The sequence below is a fragment of the Bradyrhizobium sediminis genome (genome assembly GCF_018736105.1).
Classification (GTDB): domain Bacteria; phylum Pseudomonadota; class Alphaproteobacteria; order Rhizobiales; family Xanthobacteraceae; genus Bradyrhizobium.
Window position 1 is genome coordinate 491391 of the sequence record NZ_CP076135.1, and the last position, 23017, is coordinate 514407.

The window sequence follows — 23017 nt, forward strand, 5'->3', positions numbered from 1 at the left end:
AGTCCAGCCAACAAAGCGCCGACACCAGCTTGCGCCTCGGCGACCTTACTCTACGCAAACCGCATTATCAAACCGGGGTCGCCGAGCCTGTCAACTGGTTGTGAAGCCGATCGCAATTGCGACAATTAACCGCGACAAGGCGGGGGAATAAACCGTGACACGGATTGGCGGTCCCGTGATCGCGGGTTGCGGGTGCGTTGCAGCGGGCAGGGCTGGGGGATCAGGCGCATGGCGGGTCCTCCTGCGGCGCGACCGTGGAGCCGCCGCGAACCATCCGGTTTGACCTTTCGGATCGGCGGTGGCTTGGTGCCGCGATCGGAAAATCAGGAAGAAAAGTACAGCCGATGGGAAACGCCTACGAGATCTACGCCCTGCGCTATGCGACGATGTCGCCGCGCACCCCCCACATGAACTACCTGCTGCCGGATCCCCACGAAACCACGGCGCAAGACCTCGATTATTTCGTCTGGCTGATCCGCGGAAACGGTCGCGATATTCTGGTCGACACCGGTTTCAATGCGGAAGAGGCGCAGGCGCGCGGCCGCAGGCTCACGCTCAATCCGGTCGATGCGCTGGCGCGCTTCGGCGTTGACGCCGGCGCCATCAGGGATGTCGTCGTCACGCATCTGCATTACGATCACGCCGGCAATCTCGATCGCTTCCCCAATGCGCGGTTTCATCTGCAGGACCGCGAGATGAGCTATGCGACCGGGCGCTGCATGTGCCAGGGCCTGCTGCGGCATCCGTTTTCGGTGGAGCACGTCACGCTGATGGTGCGGCATGTCTTCAGCGAGCGCGTCACCTTCCACAACGGCGATGGCGAGGTCGCGCCCGGTGTGACGCTGCATCGGGTCGGCGGCCACTCCGACGGCCTGCAGGTGGTGCGGGTCGAGACCGCGCGCGGCCCGGTGGTGCTGGCGTCGGACGCCTCGCATTACTACGGCAACATGCATCGCCGCAGCCCGTTCCCGATCATCTATAATCTCGGCGACATGTTCGAGGGCTGGGATATCGCGCAGCGCCTTGCCGGTCATCCCGATCGCGTCATTCCCGGCCATGATCCCCTGGTCTGCGACATCTATCCGCGCGCCGGCGACAACGCCGACGCATTTGCCCTGCATCTGCCGCCGTCACGTTCCTTCGTCAAATAACAAGGCGTTTTCGAGCGACGCGGGTACCGGTCCGCAATCGGGAAAACGCGCCAAACAAAAAAGAGCAAACTCATGCCAGACTACAAGACCATCGGTTTCATCGGCCTCGGCGTGATGGGCGAGCCGATCTGCCGCAACCTCGTCAGGAAAAGCGGCGCGCCCGTGCTTGCCTTCGATCTTTCGCCGGAGCCGCTGGCGCGGCTGGCTGCGGACGGCGCCGGCATCGCCGCGTCTGTCGCCGACGTCGTCAACAACAGCGACATCGTGTTCCTGTGCCTGCCCAGCGCCAAGCACGTGCACGCGGTGTTTGGCGGCGATGGCATCCTGAAGCACATCCGCAAGGGCCAGGTCGTGGTCGATCTCGGCACTTCTTCGGTCAACCAGACCCGCGATTTCGCAGGCCAGTTGCAGGCCAGGGGCGCGACCTGGGCCGACGCGCCGATCGCGCGCACGCGCCAGGCGGCGCAGGACGGCACGCTCAGCGTCATGGTCGGCGCGACGGATGAAATCTTCGCCGCGATCGAGCCCCTGATCCGCTGCTTTGCCACCGATGTCACCCATTGCGGCGGCGTCGGCGCCGGGCAGGTTACAAAAATCCTCAACAACATGGTGCTGTTCGAAACCGTCAACGCGCTGTCCGAAGCGGTGGCGCTGGCCAAACACAACGGCGTCGATCCGGCGCTGCTGCTCGACACCCTCTCGAAGGGATCGGCCGACAGCTTCGCGCTGCGCAATCACGGCATGAAGGCGATCGTGCCGGGCAATTTTCCCGAACGCGCCTTCTCGACCGAATATGCCTTGAAGGATCTGTCTTATGCGCTGGAACTGGCCGGCGACGCCGGCATCAAGATCCGCGGCGCCGAGCTGACCGGCAGGATTCTGCAGGAAGCGATCGATGCCGGCTCGGGCGGGGCGTATTTTCCCATCATCGCGAAGTATGTAGGCGGACGCTAACCGGAGTTGGCCATGATCAATCGCTTTCCCGGCCTTACGCCGACACGCAGCCGCGCCGTCGTTCATGGCGACCTCGTGCTCACGGTGGCGGTCGCGCCCGATCCGGTGACGTCCTCGATGTATGAGCAGAGCGCAAAGGCGCTGGCCCGCATCGACGAGAGCCTCGCACTGTGCGGCTCGGACAAGAGCAAGATCCTTTCGGCGATCGTCTACATCACCGACATGAAGCGCAAGAGCGAGATGAACCGCGCCTGGGACGAATGGGTCGACGCCAGGAATCCTCCGATGCGGGCCTGCATCGGCGTCGATCTCGAACCGCCGCATATCGTGGAGATCGTGGTGACGGCAGTGAAGTGAGACCGGCCTCTATGGCGCCCGGCCGTGACGCATACTGTCAATACGCGTCCTTGACGCCCGCTTCCTTCGCCGTCTGCACCAGGTCGAGGCTTTTCTCGATCTTGCCGAGCATGGCGGCGAAAGTTTTCCGCTCCTGAGCCGAGAGGCAGGACAGGATTTCCTGCTCCCGGCGCAACAAGCGCGGGATCAGTTCCCGGTACAGCGCCTTGCCCTTTTGCGTCATGCGCAGCGCAAACTCGCGACGGTCGTCCGCATTCGCGACCCGTTCCACGAGCTGCCGCTGCATCAGCGTGGTGACGGCGCGGCTGATGGTGGATTTGTGGGTTCGGGTGCAGTGCGAAATGTATTGCGCGCTGCAGGCCTCGTTGCGGAAGCCGAGCGTCGCCAGCACGCGCCATTCCGGAATGTCGAGCCCGTAGCGCTCCTGATATTCGCTGGAGAGCGCGGAGGAGACCTCGGCCGCCAGCCGGTTCAGGCGGAACGGCACAAAGCTGAAGAGGTCGAGTTTGGAGCTTTCTCCGGGCGCGTCTTCGGCGCGTGAACCGGAGCCCACTTGGTTCGAAGACGCTTTTGGCAAAAATCGCTCCAATTTGAGTTGACGGCCGAACACCCAAAGGGTTTAAGATAGTTGCAGATGCGACTAATTAGCAGAGTCGCAGGCCCTTGGCTAGTCGCAAGGTTTGTAGCCGCATGGCGCAGCAGTCCCACATCCAGTTCGGTTACCGGCGTCATCCCGATCAGGATCGCGCTGACGGCGACGCGGCGCGTCATCAGGTGGTCGTGGTCGGCGCCGGACCGGTCGGGCTGTCGTTCGCGATCGATCTGGCGCAGCGTGGCCATCGCGTCGTGCTGCTCGACGATGCCGACCGGATCGGCGAGGGCTCGCGCGCGATCTGCTTCTCCAAGCGCTCGCTGGAATATTGGGACCGGCTCGGCATCGGCCAGCGCATGGTCGACAAGGGCGTGGTCTGGAGCGTCGGCAAGATCTTTCACGGCGCCTCGCAGCTCTACCAGTTCAACCTGCTGCCGGAGGAAGGGCACAAGCGGCCCGCCTTCATCAACCTCCAGCAATTCTATGCCGAGGCCTATCTGGTGGACCGGGTGCGGGAACTTGCCGCGATCGACCTGCGCTGGCGCAACAAGGTGACCGGGCTGGAGCAGCGCAACGATCATTCGGTGCTGACGGTCGACACCCCTGAGGGATCCTACCGGCTGCGCGCCGACTACCTCGTCGCCTGCGACGGCGCCCGGTCGTCGCTGCGGCAGATGGTGGGCGCGGAATTCGCCGGCAAAGTCTTCGAGGATCAGTTTCTGATCGCCGACGTCAAGATGAGCGCGGCATTTCCGACCGAACGCTGGTTCTGGTTCGACCCGCCGTTCCATGCCGGCCGGTCGGCGCTGCTGCACCGGCAACCGGACGACATCTGGCGGATCGATCTGCAGCTCAGTCCGGATGCGGATCCCGCGGTCGAGAAACGGCCGGAGAATGTGCGGCCGCGGATCGCGCGCATGCTGGGGCATGACAAGTTCGAATTCGAATGGATCTCGCTCTACAAGTTCCAGTGCCGGCGGATGGACAAGTTCATCCACGGCCGCGTGATCTTTGCCGGCGATGCCGCGCACCAGGTCTCGCCGTTCGGCGCGAGGGGCGCCAATTCGGGCCTCGAAGACGCCGAGAACCTCGCCTGGAAACTCGACCGCGTGCTGCGCAAGCTGTCGCCGGAGGCCCTGCTGGAGAGCTATCATCTCGAACGCAGCGCTGCGGCCGACGAGAACATTCGCGAATCGACCCGCTCGACCGACTTCATGGCGCCGGTTTCGCGCCAGGAGGCGCGGCTGCGCAAGGCGGTGCTGTCGCTCGCCAAGGAAACCGAATTCGGCAAGCGCATGATCAACGGCGGCCGGCTTTCGGTTCCCTCGATCTACGATTCGCCGTTGTCGACCGCCGACTCAGAGACGTGGCGCGGCGGTCCGCGGCCTGGCGCTTCGATGCCGGACGCGCCGGTTGCCGCACGATCCGGCGATCCCACATATTTGACTGACGCCTTCATCGAAGCGGGAAAGCGGTTCACGCTGCTGGAATTCGCCAATGGCGCGGCGCCCGAGGTGCCTGATGGCGTCGGCGTGATCCGGATCGGCGGCAAGGATGGCCTTGCCGATCCCGCCGGCCTGGTTGGCGCGCGCTACGATGCCGAGCCCGGTACCGCCTATTTGCTGCGGCCGGACGGCTATGTCGCCGCGCGCTTCCGGCAGCCGACCCGCTCAGCGCTCGACGCCGCGCTGGCGCGCGCAACCGGCACAAATTGAGGTTCCGGCCATGGCATTATCTACCTCTTCGAATTTCGCCAAGCCCGACGATGCGTTTCGCGCCGTGGTCGAAGCACATCGCGGGCTGACCGACGATCAGAGCGCCGATCTCGACGCGGCGCTGGTCCTCATTCTGGCCAATCACATCGGCGATCTCGCCGTGCTGCGCGAAGCGATTTCGCTGGCGCAGCGGCGGATGGCGGATGCGAGCCAGCAACAACAGCAACAACAGCAGTAACGCAAAGGGAATGGAATTGATGGCCAAGGGTTTCGCATCGACGACCGACATGGCGGAGAAGAAAATCACCTTCTCCGAGATCGGCACCGACCTCTATGCCTTCACCGCCGAGGGCGATCCCAATTCGGCCGTGATCGTCGGCGACGACGGCTGCCTCGTGTTCGACGCGCAGGCAACCCCGGCGATGGCCAACAAGGTGATCGAGCGGGTGCGCAAGGTCACCGACAAGCCGATCAAATATGTGGTGCTGTCGCATTATCACGCGGTGCGGGTGCTCGGCGCCTCCGCCTACAAGGCGCAAGGCATCGTCGCCTCGCAGGAAACCTACCGGCTGATCGAAGAGCGCGGCCAGCAGGACTGGGATTCCGAATACGGCCGCTTTCCGCGGCTGTTCCAGGATGCCGAGAGTATCCCCGGCCTGACCTGGCCGACACTGACTTTCGAAGGCGAGATGTCGATCTATCTCGGCAAACGCGAGGTGCGGCTGATGCAGCTCGGCGCCGGCCACACCTCCGGCGATATCGTGGCGTGGGTGCCGGACGCCGAAGTGATGTTTTCCGGCGACCTGATCGAATACCATTCCGCCTGCTACTGCGGCGACGCACATCTGCGCGAATGGCCGATGACGCTCAACGAAATTCGCGCCTTCAATCCCAAGGCGATCGCGCCGGGACGCGGCGACGCGCTAAAGGGCATTGCCACGGGGCGCGAGGCGATCGCGATGACGCGCGATTTCGTCACTACGCTCTATGGCGCGGCCGAATCGGCGGTCGCCAGGGGCCGCAGCCTCAAGGAAACCATGGCGGCGGCCCGCGAGGTGATGGATCCGAAGTTTTCCAGCTTTGCGATCTACGAGCACTGCCTGCCGTTCAACGTCTCGCGCGCGTTCGATGAAGCGTCGGGGATCGACGATCCCGTGATCTGGACCGACAAACGCGACCAGGAAATGTGGGCCGCCTTGCAAGGAGGATGACCATGAATATCAACACCTCTCCCGACGTGATCGGCCGAAGCTCCGTCAATATCACGCCGGGCTACATGTCCGGCTTCGGCAACAGCTTCGAGACCGAGGCGCTGCCCGGCGCGCTGCCGATCGGGCGCAACTCGCCGCAGCGCTGTGCCTATGGGCTCTATGCCGAGCAACTCTCGGGCTCGCCGTTCACCGCGCCGCGCGGCAGCAATGAGCGCTCCTGGCTCTATCGCATCAGGCCGTCGGTGAAACATTCCGGCCGCTTCGCCAGGGTCGATGCCGGGCTGTGGCGCACCGCGCCGTGCTTCGAGCAGGAAATATCGGTCGAGCAGTTGCGCTGGGACCCGGCGCCGATTCCGAAGGAAGACCAGACCTTCCTGCAGGGCGTGCAGACCATGACGACGGCGGGCGACGCCAACACGCAAGCAGGCATGGCGGCGCATGTCTACCTCATCACCAAATCGATGGTCGATCAGCATTTCTACAATGCCGACGGCGAGATGATGTTCGTGCCGCAGCAGGGAAGCTTGCGCTTCGTCACCGAGTTCGGCCGGATCGATGCCGGGCCTGCCGAGATCGTGATAATCCCGCGCGGCGTCAAGTTCCGCGTCGAACTGTCAGGCGGTCCGGCGCGCGGCTATCTCTGCGAGAATTACGGCGGCGCCTTCACGCTGCCGGAGCGCGGCCCGATCGGCGCCAATTGCCTCGCCAATCCGCGCGACTTCCTGACGCCGGTCGCAGCTTACGAGGACAAGGACACGCCGACCGAACTGTTCGTGAAATGGGGCGGTTCGCTGTTCAGGACCACGCTGCCGCATTCGCCGATCGACGTCGTCGCCTGGCACGGTAATTACGCGCCGTACAAATACGATTTGCGCACCTTCTCGCCGGTCGGCGCGGTCGGTTTCGACCATCCCGATCCGTCGATCTTCACGGTGCTGACGGCGCCTTCGGAAACCCCGGGCACCGCCAACATCGACTTCGTCATCTTCCCGGAACGCTGGATGGTGGCGGAAAACACCTTCCGTCCGCCGTGGTATCACATGAACATCATGTCGGAATTCATGGGGCTGATCTACGGCGTCTACGATGCCAAGCCGCAAGGCTTCACGCCCGGCGGCATCAGCCTGCACAACATGATGCTGCCGCACGGCCCGGACCGCGAGGCCTTCGACCATGCCAGCAACGGCGAATTGAAGCCGGTCAAGCTGACCGGCACCATGGCCTTCATGTTCGAAACCCGTTTTCCCCAGCGCATCACCGCGCACGCGGCGAAGTCGTCGACATTGCAGCACGATTACGCGGATTGCTGGAAGGGACTGGAAAAGCGGTTCGACCCGAACAGGCCTTGACGATCTTACCCTCTCCCCTTGTGGGAGAGGGTGCCCAAGCGAAGCGCGGGCGGGTGAGGGGTCTCTCTCCGCGGAGGCAAACCCCTCATCCGGCGCAATCTCCCTCCGGTCGATTTCGCCACCTTCTCCCACAAGGGGAGAGGGCAAGAAAGGACGAAGCCGCAAGTGACCACCCACCCCAACGATCCCTCGCTCCGCTCCTTCATTGCGGTCGATCCCGCCTCCGACTTCCCGATCCAGAACCTGCCTTACGGCGTGTTCTCGACCGCCGCCGCGCCCGCGCCGCGCGTCGGGGTTGCGATCGGCGATCATGTTCTCGATCTCGCGGTGCTGGAGAGCGAGGGGCTGGTCGATCTCGCGCCGGCCTTCGACGTGTTCGCGCAAGGCTCGCTCAACGCTTTCATGGCGCTGGGGCCGAAGGTATGGTCGCGCACCCGGGCGCGGATCAGCGAGCTGTTGCGTCACGACAATCCGCAGCTGCGCGACAACAAGATCCTGCGCGCCCGCGCGCTGGTGCCGATTGCGGACGTCCGGCTGCATCTGCCGATCGCGGTTGCCGGCTACACCGATTTCTATTCGTCGAAGGAACACGCCACCAATGTTGGCGTCATGTTCCGCGGCAAGGACAATGCGCTGCAGCCGAACTGGCTGCACATGCCGATCGCCTATAACGGCCGCGCCTCCACCGTCGTGGTCTCCGGCACCAAGGTACGCCGGCCGCGCGGCCAATTGAAACCGCCGAGCGCCGAGGTGCCCTCATTCGGTCCCTGCAAGCGGCTCGACTTCGAACTCGAGATGGGGGCTGTGATCGGCCAATCCTCTGTCATGGGCGAGATGCTCACCGAGAAGCAGGCGGAGGCGATGATCTTCGGCTTCGTGATGCTGAACGACTGGAGCGCGCGCGATATCCAGCAGTGGGAGTACGTGCCGCTCGGGCCGTTCCAGGCCAAGGCCTTTGCGACCTCGATCAGCCCGTGGATCGTCACCCGCGAAGCGCTGGAGCCGTTCCTCGTTCAAGGCCCGGTGCAGGATCCGGCGCCGCTGCCGTATCTGCGGCAGACCGAGCCCAACAACTACGACCTGCAACTCGACGTCGCCCTGCGCGCGGCGCAGATGAACGAGGCCGCCAATATCTGCCGCACCAACTTCAAATACATGTACTGGTCCTCGGTGCAGCAACTGGTGCACCACGCCTCATCCGGCTGCGCCATGAACGTCGGCGATCTCTTGGGCTCCGGCACCATCTCTGGCCCGGACAAGCACCAGCGCGGCAGCCTGTTGGAAATCAGCTGGAACGGCACCGAGCCGGTCGAGCTGGCTGGCGGCGTCAAGCGGACGTTTCTCGAAGACGGCGATTCGCTCAGCTTCCACGGCTGGTGCCAGGGCGACGGCTACCGCGTCGGCTTTGGCGAGGTCGAGGGGACGATTACGCCAGCCGTGTGATAGCAATGGACACACATATTCCGCGTCGTCCCGGCGTTCGCCGGGACGACGAGGGTTGGGAGTTCAGCGCATCTCCGGCGCAATATTCCGCAGCTTCGTCGAATGCGCGGCGACCTCGTCGGGGCTGTATTTGAGATGCACGCGCTTGTCCGACGGCGGATGCTTCTGCACGGATACGCCGGGCCGCCATTCCCTCGCGGGACGGATCGGCCGCGGCACGAAACCGCCGCCGCAGTTCGGGCAAACATTGTGGAGCCTGGTCTCCACGCAGTCCGCGCAGAACGTGCATTCGTAAGAGCAGATCCGTGCTTCCGTGGAATTGGGCGGCAGGTCCTTGTCGCAATATTCGCAGTTCGGCCGGAGTTGCAGCGCCATGGCGGTCTCGTCAGCTTGAGGCGAGGCGGAGCATCGCAAATCGGAGATTTGATTCGAATGCCGAATCTCCCTCGATTTCGGCCATCTCCCGCGAAATTACCGCGCCAACTCCTTGAGCGGCAGCCTTGCGCTCTCCTTCAACCGGTCCAGCACGATCGAGGAGCGCACATGCGCCACGCTCTGGTGCGGCATCAGCACGTTGTTGACGATGTCCGACAGGCTCTTGAGGTCGCGCAGCACCGCCTTCAGCAGATAGTCGGCGTCGCCGGTCAGTGAATAGGCCTCCTGGATATCGTCGACGCGGTTGACCAGCGCGCGAAACTTCTTCGCGTTGTCGGGCGAATGGGTCGCGAGCGTAATCTGGATGAAGGCAATGACGTTGAAGCCGAGCGCCTCGGCGGCAAGGTCGGCGTGATAGCCCGCGATCACCTTCTCCTGCTCCAGCCGCATGCGCCGCCGCGAGCATTGCGAGGCCGACAGGCCGGCCAGATCGGCGAGCTGCTGGTTGGTCAGGCGGCCGTCATCCTGCAGCGCGCCCAATATCTTGAGGTCAAAGCCGTCAACCTGAATCATGCGCAAAAGTCCTCAATTGTGCACGAACCGTGCGTGGCGAGGCGACATTGCCAATCATTTGCACGCACCTTGCGCCTCCGGCGACCGATTATTCAAGCCTCAAATCAGGGGAGATTCGCAAGCCATGGGTCCATTTCCGCACGACGCGCCAACCGCCGTGATATCGGCCGACAATCCCATGGGCACCGACGGCTTCGAATTCGTCGAATATGCCCACCCCCGGCCCGAAGAACTGCACGCGCTGTTCCGGCTGATGGGCTATGCGCCGGTCGCCCGCCACAAGACCAGGCAGATCACGGTCTATCGCCAGGGCGACATCAACTATCTGGTCAACGAGCAGCCGGGCACCCACGGCGCCAACTTCGTTGCCGCGCACGGACCCTGCGCGCCGTCGATGGCGTTTCGCGTCGTCGACGCGAAACGGGCCTACGAGCGTGCGCTGTCGCTCGGCGCGGCGCCTGCGGACATTCCCGCCGCGCAGAAGGCGCTCGATGTTCCCGCCATCAAGGGTATCGGCGGCAGCCTGCTGTATTTCGTCGACCGCTACGGCGCCAGGGGCTCGGCCTATGACGCCGAGTTCGAATGGACGGGCGCCAAGGATCCGCGGCCGGAGGGGGCGGGGCTGTATTACATCGATCACCTCACCCACAACGTCCATCGCGGCCGGATGGATGTCTGGACCGGCTTCTACGAAAAACTGTTCAACTTCCGGCAGATCCGCTTCTTCGACATCGAGGGCCGCGCCTCCGGCCTGTTCTCGCGGGCGCTGACCAGCCCCGACGGCAAGATCCGGATTCCGATCAACGAGGACGCCGGCGACTCCGGACAGATCGAGGAATATCTCAGCGTCTATCGCGGCGAGGGCATCCAGCACGTCGCCTGCGGTTCGAGGGATATCTACCGGACCGTCGAGAGGCTGCGGGCCGACGGCCTGCCGTTCATGCCGTCGCCGCCCGACACCTATTTCGAGAAGGTCGATGCGCGGCTGCCCGAGCATGGCGAGGACGTCGCCCGGCTGAAGCGCGACGGCATCCTGATCGACGGCGAAGGCGTAATGGAGGGCGGCCACACCAAGGTGCTGCTGCAGATCTTTTCCGCCAACGCGATCGGGCCGATCTTCTTCGAGTTCATCCAGCGCAAAGGCGACGACGGTTTCGGCGAAGGCAATTTCAAGGCGCTGTTCGAATCGATCGAGGAAGACCAGATCCGCCGCGGCGTTCTGAAGGTGGACGACGCGGCGTAGCTACGGCGCTGAATGACTGCTGGGAGGTCGCCACAATAAAAACTCATCGCCCGGTCGAGCCGGGCGATGACAGCGGTGGTTGCGCAATGGCGCCGGAGACACCTATCTCGCCGCCTTCCACTCGCTCGCGAGGCTGGCGATGTCAGCCGTTTCCGGCTCGCGGATCGCCGATGGCGTGCGCGAAAAGCGCGGCGCGGGCGCGGGCTGGGTGACGCCGTGGCGCTCGACGAAGATCTTGCGCGCGGCCATGTGCGGATGTTTCGGGGCTTCCGCCATGGTCAGGATCGGCGCGAAGCAGATGTCGGTGCCTTCCATGATTCTGCACCACTCCTCGCGCGTCTTGCTCTTGAACACTCTTGTGAGCTTTTGCTTCAGCGCGGGCCAGGCCTTGCGGTCCATCTGGGCGTCGAAGTCGGCGTCGGCGAGGCCGGCATGCTGGCGCAGCAGCGCGTAGAATTGCGGCTCGATCGAGCCGATCGAGATGAAATTGCCGCAGGCGCATTCGTAGACGCCGTAGAAATGCGCGCCGCCGTCGAGGAAATTGCTTTCGCGGCCCTCGCTCCAGCGGCCGATCGCGGTCATGTCGAAGAACATCGACATCAGCGACGCGGCGCCGTCGCACATCGCGGCGTCCACCACCTGGCCCTTGCCGGACTTCGAGGCTTCCAGCAGCGCGGCGAGCACGCCGACCACAAGGTACAGCGCACCGCCGCCGAAGTCGCCGACCAGATTGAGCGGCGGCACCGGCTTTTCCTTCGGGCCGATCGCTGCCAGCGCGCCGGTGACCGAGATGTAGTTGATGTCATGGCCGGCGGCCTGCGCCAGCGGGCCTTCCTGGCCCCAGCCGGTCATGCGGCCATAGACCAGGCGCGGATTGCGCGGCTGCACCACGTCGGGCCCCAGTCCCAGCCGCTCCATCACGCCGGGACGAAAGCCTTCGATCAGCGCATCGGCATTGGCCAGGAGGTCGAGCACCTGCGCCACCGCGGCCTTGTCCTTGAGGTCGAGTTCGACCACCTTTCGTCCGCGGCCCGCGACCGACTTCATGTTCTTCTTGGCGCCGACGCGATCGAGCGTGACCACCTCCGCGCCCATGTCCGCCAGCATCATGCAGGCAAAGGGCCCGGGGCCGATGCCGGCGAATTCGACGATGCGGAATCCCGCCAGCGGGCCGGAGGTGCGGGTGGAGGATTTGGGGGCTGATTGATCGAGCACGTTGTTTTTTCCGTTGATGAAGTAAGAGGACTATGACGTTGCGGAGGTCTTGCCGCCGTGGCGGGCAGGATCGCTGAGGGTCACCTTGGCGGCATCGGCCCACAGCTTGGCGTTCTGCTTCTGGCGTTCGGTGGCGACGCCTTCTTCGGCGATCTTGCGGCCGAGCGCGACATAGACCGGAATCTCCTCGTCGCGCATCGGCTGCATCGCCTGTTTGCGCGCCATCGCCTTCTCGATATAGGGCGCGAGCTCTTCCTGCTTCTGCTTCTCGCGTTCGATTTCGCGTTGCCGGAATTCCGGCATCACGTCCTTTGCGAACAGCTCGAGCGCCTCGCAGATATGCTTGTGCTGGTTGCGGCCGCCCTGCTGGATGAACACGGTCTGGTCGACGCCTGATTCCTCGAAGTGCCGCAGATGGGTCCGCAACTGGTCCGGCGTGCCGATGCCGTGATCGGCGCCGGCCGGCGGCAGCGCATGCCGCGCCTTTTCGAAATTGGCCCAGATGTCGGTGCGGCCCGGCTTGTGTTCGCCGAAGATATAATGATGCGCAAGGCCGTAGCGGAAGAACCGCAAGCCGTCCTCGCCGCGGCGGCGCGATTCCATCTCGTCCGGATGCACCGAGAAGCCGGTCACCATCGCGACATTGGGATTGACGGCGTGACCGATCGGCACGCATTCCTCCTTGAAGATGCGGTAATAGTCATCGACCCATTGCCGTGCCTCGCGCGGATCGACGAAGGCAAAGGTCAGCGCGCCGATGCCGCAGCGCGCCGCCATCTTGATGGTCTCGCGGTTGGAGCAGGCGACCCACAGCGGCGGATGCGGCTTCTGCAGCGGTTTCGGGACCACGTTGCGGCAGGGCATCTCGAAGAACTCGCCCTTGAAGCCGGGATAGGGGTCCATCGCCATCATGTTGGTGCACTGCTCGACGCCCTCCTTCCACATCCGGCGCTTCTCGACCGGATCGAAGCCGACATTGAAGCCGCCGAGCTCCATCAGGGAGGCGCTCTCGCCGGTGCCGAATTCGACCCGGCCGTTGGAGACGAGGTCCAGCGTCGCGATGCGCTCGGCGACCCGCGCCGGGTGGTTGTATTTCGGCGGCATCAGGCAGATGCCGTGGCCGAGGCGAATCTTCTTGGTGCGCTGCGAGCACGCCGCGAGGAAGATTTCCGGCGCGGAAGAGTGCGAATATTCCTCGAGGAAGTGGTGCTCGACTTCCCAGGCGTAGTCGATGCCGAGCCTGTCGGCGAGTTCGACCTGGTCGAGCGCCTCCTGAAACAGCCTGACCTCGTCGCCCTCGTTCCACGGCCGCGGCAATTGGTGCTCGTAGAAAATGCCGAACTTCATGGTTCCTCCCGGGAGCCGTGCATTCCGCAAAAGTGGGTACCGGTTTTGCGATCAGAATATGCGCAAGATTATTTCGTTTAATTAGTTGATTAGCTAAATTGTCTCGCCTTGTGGGCAGCGTGGCAAGTGTCATTTGAGTGGAATATGACCAAATGCAGAGCGGCGCGCATTGCTGCGCGCCGCTTGCATGAGCCTTGTGTTTAGACGCTATCAGCCGGCGGCAGTCACTGCGCGTTGCGCCATCACCTTGATCAGATTGGCGCGATAGTCCGATGAGCCATGGATATCGCTCATCAGACCATCCGCGGAAATCTTGACGCCGTCGAGCGCGCCCGCCGACCAGTTGGCCTTCAGCGCCGCCTCGATCGCAGGCACCCGCATCACGCCGCTCTGCGAGGCGCCGGTGGCGGCGACGCGGACGTCGCCGGCCTTGGTCTTGACCACGAACACGCCGGTCAGCGCGAAGCGCGATGCCGGATGCGGGAACTTGGAATACCCCGCCTTGGCTGGCACCGGGAACGACACCTGGGTGATGATCTCGCCGTCCGCCAGCGCGGTCGAGAACAGGCCCTTGAAGAACTCGTCCGCCGGGATCGAGCGCTTGTTGGTCTTCACGGTGGCGCCGAGGGCGAGCACCGCCGCCGGGTAATCCGCTGCCGGGTCGTTGTTGGCGATCGAGCCGCCGATGGTGCCGCGATGGCGCACCGCCGGATCGCCGATCTGCGAGGCCAGATGGGCGAGCGCGGCAATGGCCTTCTGCACAGGGCCGCTGGTGGCGACGTCGTAATGCGTCGTCGCCGCCTTGATGGTCAGCGTGTCCCCGGCAACCTCAATACCGATCAGGTCCTTGAGCTTGCCGAGATCGATCACGTCGGATGGCGAGGCCAGCCGCTGCTTCATGACCGGGACCAGGGTGTGGCCGCCGGCGAGATATTTCGACTCCTTGCCCTTCGAAAACAGTGCTGCCGCTTCGTCGACAGAAGAGGGGCGATGATAGGTGGTCTCGTACATGATGATGCTCCCTCTCAACCGTGAATGGCGTGCCACACCCGATCGGGTGTCGCCGGCATCTCGAGCTTGTTGTTGCCTATGGCGTCGGTGATGGCGTTGATGACGGCTGCGGATGCGCCGATCGCGCCGGCCTCGCCGCAACCCTTGACCCCGAGCGGATTGCCCGGACACAGCGTCGTGGTGTGGTTCAGCTTGAACGACGGCAGGTCGTCGGCGCGCGGCATGGTGTAGTCCATGAACGACGCGGTCACGAGCTGGCCGGAGCTGTCATAGACGGCGCCTTCGAGCAACGCCTGACCGATGCCTTGCGCAAGGCCGCCATGGACCTGGCCTTCGACGATCATCGGATTGATCAGCCGTCCGAAATCGTCGGCCGCGACGAAGTTGACGAAGGAGGTCTTGCCGGTGGCCGAATCGACCTCGAGTTCGCAGATATAGGCGCCGGCCGGGAAGGTGAAGTTGGTCGGGTCGTAGAACGCGCCCTCCTTCAGGCCGGGCTCCATGCCGTCGGGCAGGTTGTGCGCGGTGTAGGCGGCGAGCGCGACCATCGGCAGCGCGATCGACTTGTCGGTGCCGGTGACCTTGAACTCGCCGTTCTCGATCACGATGTCGTTCTCCGACGCCTCGAGCTGATGCGCGGCGATCTTCTTGGCCTTGGCCTCGACCTTCTCCATCGCTTTCAGGATCGCGGTCAGGCCGACCGCGGCCGAGCGCGAGCCGTAGGTGCCCATGCCGAACTGTACCTTGTCGGTGTCGCCGTGGACGATCTGCACCTGGCTGATCGGGACGCCCAAGCGTTCGGCGACCAGCTGGCAGAAGGTGGTTTCGTGGCCCTGGCCGTGGCTGTGCGATCCCGTCAGGATTTCGATGGTGCCGACCGGGTTGACGCGGACCTCGGCGGATTCCCACAGGCCGACGCCGGCGCCGAGGCTGCCGACCGCCTTCGAGGGCGCGATGCCACAGGCCTCGATGTAGCAGGAGACGCCGAGGCCGCGCAGCTTGCCCTCGGACTTGGCTTTCGCCTTGCGCGCGGGGAAGCCGGCGTAGTCGATCGCCTTCATCGCGGAATCGAGCGAAGCGCCGAAATCGCCGATGTCATAGGCCATGATGACCGGGGTCTGATGCGGGAATTGGGTGATGAAGTTCTTGCGGCGCAATTCCGCCGGATCGACCTTCAACTGCCGCGCCGCCGTCTCCATCAGCCGCTCCACCACGAAACTGGCCTCGGGCCGGCCGGCGCCGCGATAGGCGTCGACCGGGGTGGTGTTGGTGTAGACGCTGATCACCTCGGCGAAGATGTTGGGGATGTTGTACTGGCCCGACAGCAGCGTCGCATAGAGATAGGTCGGCACCGAGGAGGAGAACAGCGACATGTAGGCGCCGAGATTGGCGTAGGTCTTGACGCGCAGGCCGGTGATCTTGTTGTCCTTGTCGAACGCCAGTTCGGCCTTGGTCAGATGATCGCGGCCGTGGGCGTCGGTCAGGAAGGCCTCGGAACGGTCGCCGGTCCACTTCACCGGGCGCCGCACCTTCTTGGAGGCCCACAGCGCCACCATTTCCTCGGGATAGATGAAGATCTTCGAGCCGAAACCGCCGCCGACATCGGGCGCCACCACCCGCAGCTTGTGCTCCTGCGCGATGTTGTAGAACGCCGACAGCACGAGGCGCGCGACATGCGGGTTTTGCGAGGTCGTGTACAGCGTGAAATGCTCTTCGGCCTCGTTGTATTCCCCGATCGCCGCGCGCGGCTCCATCGCGTTCGGCACCAGCCGGTTGTTGGTGATGTCGAGCGAGACCACGTTGGCCGCGGCCTTGAACGCCGCGTCCGTCGCCGCTTCCTCGCCGATGGTCCAGTCGTAGATCACATTGCCCGGCGCTTCCGGATGCAGCTGCGGCGCGCCCGGCTTGATCGCGGCGCGAATATCGGCGGCGGCCGGGAGTTCTTCGTAATTGACCACGACGGCTTCCGCGGCGTCGCGGGCCTGGTTCTTGGTCTCGGCGATCACGACCGCGACCGCCTGTCCGACGAAGCGCACGGTCTCCGGCGCCATCGCCGGCCATGCGCCCATCTTCATCGGCGAGCCGTCCTTGGAGGTGATGGCCCAGCCGCAGATCAAATTGCCGACCTTGTCATCGACGATCTGCTTGCCCGTGAGCACGTCGACCACACCGGGCATCTTCTTCGCCGCCGAGGCGTCGATGCTCTTCACCTTGGCATGCGCGTGCGGGCTGCGGATGAAATGCGCGTAGGTCATGCCGACAATCTTGATGTCGTCGACGTAGCGGCCCTTGCCTGTGATGAAACGCCGGTCTTCCTTGCGCACTACGCTGGCGCCAATGCCCTCAACACCCATCGCATCTCTCCCTGTCGGACCGCATCGCCGGCGCCAAAATGCTGAGGGCGCAGACCGCAGTCGGTTTTTCCGAATTTCGAAGCTCTCGCCGTGCAGGACGCGGGACTATTCCGCCGCCTGCGCGACCTTCATGCGGCCGGCGGCGTCGAGCACCGATTTGACGATATTGTGGTAGCCGGTGCAGCGGCAGATGTTGCCTTCCAGCTCGTGCCGGACGGTGGCCTCGTCGAGCTTGCCGCCATAGCGGTTCACGATATCGATCGCCGACATGATCATGCCCGGCGTGCAGTAGCCGCACTGCAGTCCGTGATTGTCGCGGAAAGCGGCCTGCATCGGATGCAATTCGTCGCCCTTCGCGATGCCCTCGATGGTGGTGACGTTGCTCCCTGCGGCTTGTCCTGCCAGCACGGTGCATGACTTGACCGCCTTGCCGTCGATGTGGACGACGCAGGAGCCGCACTGGCTGGTGTCACAGCCGACGTGGGTACCGGTCAGGTTCAGTTGCTCGCGCAGGAGATGGACAAGAAGAGTCCGGTCCTCGACCTCGGCCGACACGGCCTTGCCGTTCACCGTCAATTTGACTGTAGACACGCGTAATCCCTCCCGATGATTTTTAGTTGTTCCAATTAGAAGCACGGGGACGGAACTTTGCAACTAGGATTTTCGTCGCGGAGGTCATTGTGATGTCGTCTTTCAGCCATCGTCCGGGCGAAGGCCGGGATCGATACGCCGCACCTTCGCCGTGCCGACGTGACGCGGCGAGGTCTCGCGTGGCGCAGGAAATGACTCCGGGGATAACGCTCAATGAGCTTCAGGCCCTGACCGGGCCCAGGCTGCAACAGGCCCCCGATTGGCAGGGCTGGCGCCGCCGGCCCCCCCGAGGCCCGTGCCGCAAGCGCATGCCGGGCTACGAAGTCGCGCCTTGATGAGGAATTCGGTCCAAATTTACGCCCCTTTATTGATTCTGCCCTAGTTTCCGGCACCGGATCGGGGGCCGCGCTCCCGATTCCGCTGGTTTTTCGGAACGAAGACGGGGGCTTGGGGTGGGATTGTCTGAACATACCGCATCGACATCGATATCGTCGAAACTCCCGACTTTGCGATTCCGCGCCAAGATCATGCTCGGCTTCGCCGTCGTGCTCGCCATCTCGGCCGCCAGCATGGGCATCGCCTATCTCGGCTTCGAGCGCGTCGCCGCCGGCGTGGCGTCCTACCGCAACAGCGTTTCAGAAGCCGATCTGGCGCGCAATATCGACCGCGAGCTGACCTCGTATCGCGCGCTGGCGCGATACTTCATGGTGACCGGCAAGGAAGAAGACGGCAAGGCGGCGCTGGCCGCCGAGGCCAGCCTGAAGGATGCCATCGACCGATCGATGACGGGCACCGCCGATCCGGCGCGGCGCAATCAGATCGCAGAGCTTGCCAAGGAATTCGGCACCTTCTCCGGGATTTTCGCGGGCATTCTCAAGGCCAAGCAGGAAAGTGCGCTCATTGCGCAAAACCAGCTTATGCGCAGCCAGATGTCCCTGCACTACAAGCTCGACGATCTCGCCAGTGCGGCGGCGGAAGCCGAATTGCCGGCGGTCGAATTCGGGGCAAAGCAGGTGCTCGGCCAGTTTCAGGCCATAAAGGAGCTGGCCAACACCTTCGTCATCAATGGCGACTATGCGACTGCGACCAGCGCATTGGCCCGTCTGAATTTCATCCTGAACGCGCTGCACGCGATACCGACGAGCGATGAAAAGATAAAGTCCACCATCAAGGAGGTCGATTCGCTATTCGCCGACTTCCGCAACGCCCTCGGCAAGCTCGTTGAAAACACCAAATTGGTCGAGAAGCTCAGCGGCGAAATGTCCAAATCCGCCGATGCCATCATGCAAGGCGCGAGCGCCTTGAAGGCGGGCCTGGTCTCCGACCAGCAACGGCTGGAGACCGAAGCCAACGCGAGCATCGGCGAGACCGAACGCCTGATCCTGATGCTGGCGGCCGGCGGCTTCCTGCTCGGCGGAGTGTGGGCGCTGTTGCTGGGGAGAGGAATTTCCAGGCCGATGATCGCGATGTGCAAGGCGATGCGGGAGCTCGCCGGCGGCAATTTCGACGTCGTGCTGCCCGGCCTCGGGCGCAAGGACGAGCTTGGCGAGATGGCGGGCGCGGTGGAAGAATTCAAGATGCAGGCCATCGCCAAGGCCGAGCGCGATGCCGCAACCCAGGAGGCGCAGAACAAGGCGAGCAGCGCGGCACGCCGCGCCGAACTCATTCGCTTCGCCGACGATTTCGAATCGGCGGTGGGCGCCATCGTCTCCAACGTTTCAGCGTCGGCGGTCCAGCTCGAGTCCGCGGCCGGCACGCTGACGCGTACCGCGGAAACCACCCAAAGCCTGTCCAGCCAGGCCGCCGGCGCGTCGGAAGAAGCCTCCAGCAACATGCAATCCGTCGCCGCCGCGACGGAAGAGCTTTCGACCTCCGTCGACGAGATCGGCAGGCGGGTGCGTGAATCCAACCAGATCGCGGAAGCGGCGGTGCTGCAAGCCCAGCAGACCGACGGGCGGATCGGCAAACTGTCGCGCGCCGCCCAGGAGATCGGCGACGTGGTCAAGCTGATCACGGCGATCGCCGAGCAGACCAATCTGCTGGCGCTGAACGCCACCATCGAAGCCGCCCGCGCCGGCGAGGCCGGCCGCGGTTTCGCGGTCGTCGCTTCCGAGGTCAAGTCGCTGGCCAGCCAGACCGCAAAAGCGACCGATGAGATCTCGTCGCACATTTCCGGCATGCAGGGCGCGACGCAGGAATCGGTAGCCGCGATCAAGGAAATCGGCGGCACCATCGAGCAGATCTCGAACATCTCCTCGTCGATCGCAGGTGCGGTGCAGCAGCAGAGCACGGCGACCCAGGAGATTGCGCGCAGCGTTCAGAACGTCGCGCAAGGCACCCACGAAGCGGCTGCGAATATCATGCAGGTCAATCGCGGCGCCACCGAAACCGGGTCCGCCTCAGAGGAGGTGTTGAACTCGGCCAGGACGCTTTCCAGCGAAAGCGCGCGGTTGCGCGAGGAGCTCGACCGCTTCATGGCGAATATCCGTGCGGCTTGAGACAGATTCTCTCCGACGTCGTCCCGGACTTGCGCCGGGACGACGATGAGATGTTCGCGGCGCCGAAAATCATTCTCTCCCAAACTGCCGCTTCAACTCCGACTTGGCCCGCTCCAGCCGCCCGCGCTGGAATTTCGACAAGGTTTTGCCGGCGCGGTTGATGTAGAAGGTCAGCATCGAGAGCGCCGATCGGTAGGCGCCAGCCTTGCGGCGCGAACTGCGTTCCGCCGATTGCTTCAACGAAGCCGCAATCTTCTTCGGATCGGTCAGTTTGAAGACGCCTTGCTCCAGATCGAGAGCGTTGCTTTCGCGGGTCACCCGCTGCGACCAGCGTTTCTTCGACGCTTTTCCGACAGTCGTTTTTTGTCGCGCAGGGCTTGCCTTTCGTGGGGTGGTCTTCTTCCGCACTGGGCCTGTGCGCGAATGCGTTGGTTTCCGTGACGCAGCCATGATTCAGCTCCATGTTATTGCAGCGAAAAACATGAGCGCTGACGATCGGTTCCCTTGCCGCAATGCGGGAACCCCCGACCGGTCCAAACGTTGTCGAACGTGGCAGGATGACGGTAGCCGCAATTCGAGCCGGGAGGCCCTGGAACCCAGCGTTCCCGGGTGGTTTCGCATTGGTCCGATTCAATGGATTTGCAACTGACACATCGCAACTCGGTCCTGAATCACAGCGGGTCCGCTTCCGCGCCGGTGCCAGCAGGCGATGACGGCATCATCGAAACCGACATTCCCTCGCGGCTCGACAGCCTGCGCTGGAGCGGCTTCCACACCCGCGTGGTGCTGGCGCTCGGTATCACCTGGATTCTGGATGGGCTCGAGGTCACGCTGGCGGGCGCGCTCTCCGGCGCGCTGAAGGAAAGCCCGGCGCTCCGCTTCAGCAATCTCGACGTCGGCTTTGCCAACAGCGCCTATCTCGCCGGCGCCGTCATTGGCGCGCTCGGGTTCGGCTGGCTGACGGACCGGATCGGGCGCAAGAAGCTGTTCTTCATCACGCTGGCGCTCTATCTGACGGCGACCGCGGCCACCGCGCTGTCCTGGAATGTCGGAAGCTACGCGCTGTTCCGCTTTCTCACCGGCGCCGGCATCGGCGGCGAATATACCGCGATCAATTCGACGATCCAGGAACTGGTGCCGGCGCGCTATCGCGGCTGGACCGACCTTGCGATCAACGGCAGCTTCTGGATTGGTGCTGCGATGGGCGCAGTCAGCGCCATTGTTCTGCTCGATCCCGCGGTGATCGATCCCGATCTCGGCTGGCGGCTGGCGTATCTCGGCGGCGCCGGTCTCGGCCTCGTGGTGTTCGTGATGCGGATGTGGATTCCGGAAAGCCCGCGCTGGCTGATGATTCACGGCCGCCCCGATCAGGCGCATGCTGTTGTCGCCGATATCGAGCGGTCGGCGACCAGCAACGCGCAAGGTCGGCCGCAGCAAGCCTGGCCAAAGATCAGGTTGAAGATGCGCGATCATACCCCGCTGCGCGAAGTGGCGCACACGCTGTTCTCGCTTTATCGCGCGCGTTCGCTGGTCGGACTTGCGCTGATGACGGCGCAGGCATTTTTCTACAATGCGATCTTCTTCACCTTCGCGCTGGTGCTGACCGATTTCTTCGGCATCGCGTCGAACCAGGTCGGTTGGTACATCCTGCCGTTTGCCGCCGGTAATTTTCTCGGGCCGCTGTTGCTGGGGCGGCTGTTCGACACGCTGGGACGCCGCGCGATGATCGCGTTCACCTATGGCGTCTCGGGTATTCTGCTGGCGCTGTCGGGCTATCTGTTCTCGATCGGCATGCTGAGCGCCGAGAGCCAGACCATCGCCTGGATGGTGATCTTCTTTTTTGCGTCCCCTGCCGCCAGCGCGGCCTACCTAACCGTCAGCGAAACCTTTCCGCTGGAGGTCCGGGCGCTGGCGATCGCGCTGTTCTATGCGATCGGAACCGGAATCGGCGGCGTCGCCGGCCCCGCCTTGTTCGGGGCGCTGATCGATACCGGATCCCGCGACAGCGTGTTCGCCGGCTACCTGTTGGGATCCGGATTGATGATTGCGGCCGCCGCGATCGGGTGGCGTTACGGCATCGCTGCCGAGCGCCGGGCGCTGGAATCGGTTGCGCGGCCGCTGGCTTTCGTGGAGTAGGATGCAATGGATCAGGACTTGGTCGATCAGGATTTGGCCGACTTGCCGATGCAGGAAGATATCTCCCCGGATGACGAGGGCTCGCCGGAAGCCGTTCCGGTGCCGCGCTCGCTGCTGCCGCATCTCGAGCAATCCGCGATCCTGCTCGACATCGACGGCACGCTGCTCGATCTGGCGCCGACGCCGCGCGAAGTCTGGGTGCCGCCGGGTCTCGCTGAAACCCTGAACCGGTTGCTGGAGCGCACCTCGGGCGCGCTGGCCTTGGTCAGCGGGCGTTCATTGAACGATATCGATCTGATCTTTGCGCCCGAGCAATTCCCGGCGGTCGGCGGCCACGGCGCGGAAATGAGGGTTACGGCCGACAGCGAAGCGGTCGCCACCCATGCGCCGCCGATGGACAAGGAATTGAAGCGGCGGCTTGCGGCGATCGCCAGGCTCAGCCCGGGAATCCTGCTCGAAGACAAGGGCTATTCGCTGGCACTGCACTACCGTCTCGCGCCGCAGGCGGAGCAGGCGATCTATGAAGCGGTGTCGCTGATCCGCGCCGATCTTCCCAACGCGCCGATCGAAGTGCTGCCCGGAAAATGCGTCTGCGAGATCAAGCATTCCGGCTTCACCAAGGCGTCGGGCGTGCGGGAACTGATGACGCATGGCCCGTTCAAGGGGCGCCGCCCGCTGTTCATCGGCGACGACGTCACCGACGAATCGGTGTTCGCCATCATGCCCGATCTCGATGGCCTCGCATTTTCGGTTGGCAGGCGGGCCAAGGGTGTGGCCGGTCATTTCGACGAGCCTGGCGATGTCCGGCAATGGCTTGCACGTCTGCTCGACGACGAAAAAGCCGCTTCGCGGCCATGATTTGAAAGTCCGGAGTTTCTTGCTGCTCGATGCCGCGGCAGTTT

Annotated in this window: 21 protein-coding genes; 12 read left to right on the forward strand and 9 right to left on the reverse strand. The window is 64.0% G+C overall.

Annotated features, from left to right (window positions below; translation table 11 throughout):
• The first annotated feature begins 344 nt into the window (after nucleotides 1–344).
• The 3 genes from KMZ68_RS02395 (at nucleotide 345) to KMZ68_RS02405 (ending at nucleotide 2462) form a co-directional block, all read left to right on the forward strand.
• Nucleotides 345–1151 carry an N-acyl homoserine lactonase family protein gene (locus KMZ68_RS02395; protein ID WP_215614319.1) on the forward strand — a complete coding sequence of 269 codons (807 nt, stop codon included), beginning with the start codon at nucleotides 345–347 and terminating at the stop codon, nucleotides 1149–1151.
• A gap of 72 nt (nucleotides 1152–1223) precedes the next feature.
• Nucleotides 1224–2105 carry an NAD(P)-dependent oxidoreductase gene (locus KMZ68_RS02400; RefSeq protein WP_215614320.1) on the forward strand — a complete coding sequence of 294 codons (882 nt, stop codon included), beginning with the start codon at nucleotides 1224–1226 and terminating at the stop codon, nucleotides 2103–2105.
• A 12-nt stretch (nucleotides 2106–2117) separates the two neighbouring features.
• Nucleotides 2118–2462 carry a RidA family protein gene (locus KMZ68_RS02405; protein ID WP_215614321.1) on the forward strand — a complete coding sequence of 115 codons (345 nt, stop codon included), beginning with the start codon at nucleotides 2118–2120 and terminating at the stop codon, nucleotides 2460–2462.
• A gap of 37 nt (nucleotides 2463–2499) precedes the next feature.
• Here KMZ68_RS02405 and KMZ68_RS02410 read toward each other — a convergent pair whose 3' ends face one another.
• Nucleotides 2500–3015: a MarR family winged helix-turn-helix transcriptional regulator gene (locus KMZ68_RS02410; RefSeq protein WP_249779678.1), complete on the reverse strand. Its 516-nt coding sequence runs from the start codon at nucleotides 3013–3015 to the stop codon at nucleotides 2500–2502.
• A 137-nt stretch (nucleotides 3016–3152) separates the two neighbouring features.
• On the opposite strand from KMZ68_RS02410, the gene KMZ68_RS02415 reads away from it, so the two are divergent.
• The 5 genes from KMZ68_RS02415 (at nucleotide 3153) to fahA (ending at nucleotide 8772) form a co-directional block, all read left to right on the forward strand.
• A complete protein-coding gene (locus KMZ68_RS02415) occupies nucleotides 3153–4769 on the forward strand; it encodes an FAD-dependent oxidoreductase (protein ID WP_215614322.1) in 1617 nt (538 codons plus the stop codon).
• 10 nt (nucleotides 4770–4779) lie between these two features.
• Nucleotides 4780–5007, forward strand: a complete 228-nt coding sequence (locus KMZ68_RS02420) for a DUF2783 domain-containing protein (protein WP_215614323.1) — start codon at nucleotides 4780–4782, stop codon at nucleotides 5005–5007.
• A gap of 19 nt (nucleotides 5008–5026) precedes the next feature.
• Nucleotides 5027–5980 (forward strand): MBL fold metallo-hydrolase, encoded by a 954-nt coding sequence (locus KMZ68_RS02425; RefSeq protein WP_215614324.1) that lies wholly within the window; start codon nucleotides 5027–5029, stop codon nucleotides 5978–5980.
• Between the two features lie 2 nt (nucleotides 5981–5982).
• On the forward strand, nucleotides 5983–7329 hold the full coding sequence (gene hmgA / locus KMZ68_RS02430; RefSeq protein ID WP_215614325.1) for a homogentisate 1,2-dioxygenase: 1347 nt from the start codon (nucleotides 5983–5985) through the stop codon (nucleotides 7327–7329).
• A 165-nt stretch (nucleotides 7330–7494) separates the two neighbouring features.
• Nucleotides 7495–8772 (forward strand): fumarylacetoacetase, encoded by a 1278-nt coding sequence (gene fahA, locus KMZ68_RS02435; protein WP_215614326.1) that lies wholly within the window; start codon nucleotides 7495–7497, stop codon nucleotides 8770–8772.
• 63 nt (nucleotides 8773–8835) lie between these two features.
• Here the strand turns inward: fahA and KMZ68_RS02440 are convergent, their stop codons facing one another.
• On the reverse strand, nucleotides 8836–9147 hold the full coding sequence (locus tag KMZ68_RS02440; protein WP_215614327.1) for a DUF1272 domain-containing protein: 312 nt from the start codon (nucleotides 9145–9147) through the stop codon (nucleotides 8836–8838).
• Nucleotides 9148–9243: 96 nt separating this feature from the next.
• Nucleotides 9244–9720: an Lrp/AsnC family transcriptional regulator gene (locus KMZ68_RS02445; protein ID WP_215614328.1), complete on the reverse strand. Its 477-nt coding sequence runs from the start codon at nucleotides 9718–9720 to the stop codon at nucleotides 9244–9246.
• Nucleotides 9721–9844: 124 nt separating this feature from the next.
• On the opposite strand from KMZ68_RS02445, the gene hppD reads away from it, so the two are divergent.
• The gene (gene hppD, locus KMZ68_RS02450; RefSeq protein ID WP_215614329.1) at nucleotides 9845–10963 is read left to right on the forward strand and encodes a 4-hydroxyphenylpyruvate dioxygenase; all 1119 of its coding nucleotides are present in this window, start codon (nucleotides 9845–9847) and stop codon (nucleotides 10961–10963) included.
• A 102-nt stretch (nucleotides 10964–11065) separates the two neighbouring features.
• On the opposite strand, the gene KMZ68_RS02455 is transcribed toward hppD, so the two are convergent.
• The 5 genes from KMZ68_RS02455 to KMZ68_RS02475 form a co-directional block, all read right to left on the reverse strand.
• Complete coding sequence (locus tag KMZ68_RS02455) at nucleotides 11066–12178, reverse strand: CaiB/BaiF CoA transferase family protein (protein ID WP_215614330.1); 1113 nt, start codon at nucleotides 12176–12178, stop codon at nucleotides 11066–11068.
• A gap of 30 nt (nucleotides 12179–12208) precedes the next feature.
• The gene (locus KMZ68_RS02460) at nucleotides 12209–13525 is read right to left on the reverse strand and encodes an LLM class flavin-dependent oxidoreductase (RefSeq protein ID WP_215614331.1); all 1317 of its coding nucleotides are present in this window, start codon (nucleotides 13523–13525) and stop codon (nucleotides 12209–12211) included.
• A gap of 210 nt (nucleotides 13526–13735) precedes the next feature.
• Nucleotides 13736–14536: an FAD binding domain-containing protein gene (locus tag KMZ68_RS02465; protein ID WP_215614332.1), complete on the reverse strand. Its 801-nt coding sequence runs from the start codon at nucleotides 14534–14536 to the stop codon at nucleotides 13736–13738.
• 14 nt (nucleotides 14537–14550) lie between these two features.
• Nucleotides 14551–16890: a xanthine dehydrogenase family protein molybdopterin-binding subunit gene (locus KMZ68_RS02470; RefSeq protein WP_215614333.1), complete on the reverse strand. Its 2340-nt coding sequence runs from the start codon at nucleotides 16888–16890 to the stop codon at nucleotides 14551–14553.
• A 105-nt stretch (nucleotides 16891–16995) separates the two neighbouring features.
• Nucleotides 16996–17481, reverse strand: a complete 486-nt coding sequence (locus KMZ68_RS02475; RefSeq protein ID WP_215614334.1) for a (2Fe-2S)-binding protein — start codon at nucleotides 17479–17481, stop codon at nucleotides 16996–16998.
• 458 nt (nucleotides 17482–17939) lie between these two features.
• Here KMZ68_RS02475 and KMZ68_RS02480 point away from each other — a divergent pair, with 458 nt between their 5' ends.
• A complete protein-coding gene (locus KMZ68_RS02480; protein WP_249779495.1) occupies nucleotides 17940–19979 on the forward strand; it encodes a methyl-accepting chemotaxis protein in 2040 nt (679 codons plus the stop codon).
• Nucleotides 19980–20048: 69 nt separating this feature from the next.
• Here the strand turns inward: KMZ68_RS02480 and KMZ68_RS02485 are convergent, their stop codons facing one another.
• A complete protein-coding gene (locus tag KMZ68_RS02485) occupies nucleotides 20049–20429 on the reverse strand; it encodes a DUF3175 domain-containing protein (protein WP_215614335.1) in 381 nt (126 codons plus the stop codon).
• 183 nt (nucleotides 20430–20612) lie between these two features.
• Between KMZ68_RS02485 and KMZ68_RS02490 the strand changes: the two genes are divergently transcribed.
• Both KMZ68_RS02490 and otsB read left to right on the forward strand, forming a co-directional pair.
• Nucleotides 20613–22115, forward strand: a complete 1503-nt coding sequence (locus KMZ68_RS02490) for an MFS transporter (protein ID WP_215614337.1) — start codon at nucleotides 20613–20615, stop codon at nucleotides 22113–22115.
• Between the two features lie 48 nt (nucleotides 22116–22163).
• Nucleotides 22164–22973, forward strand: a complete 810-nt coding sequence (gene otsB, locus KMZ68_RS02495; RefSeq protein ID WP_249779679.1) for a trehalose-phosphatase — start codon at nucleotides 22164–22166, stop codon at nucleotides 22971–22973.
• Nucleotides 22974–23017: the final 44 nt, after the last annotated feature.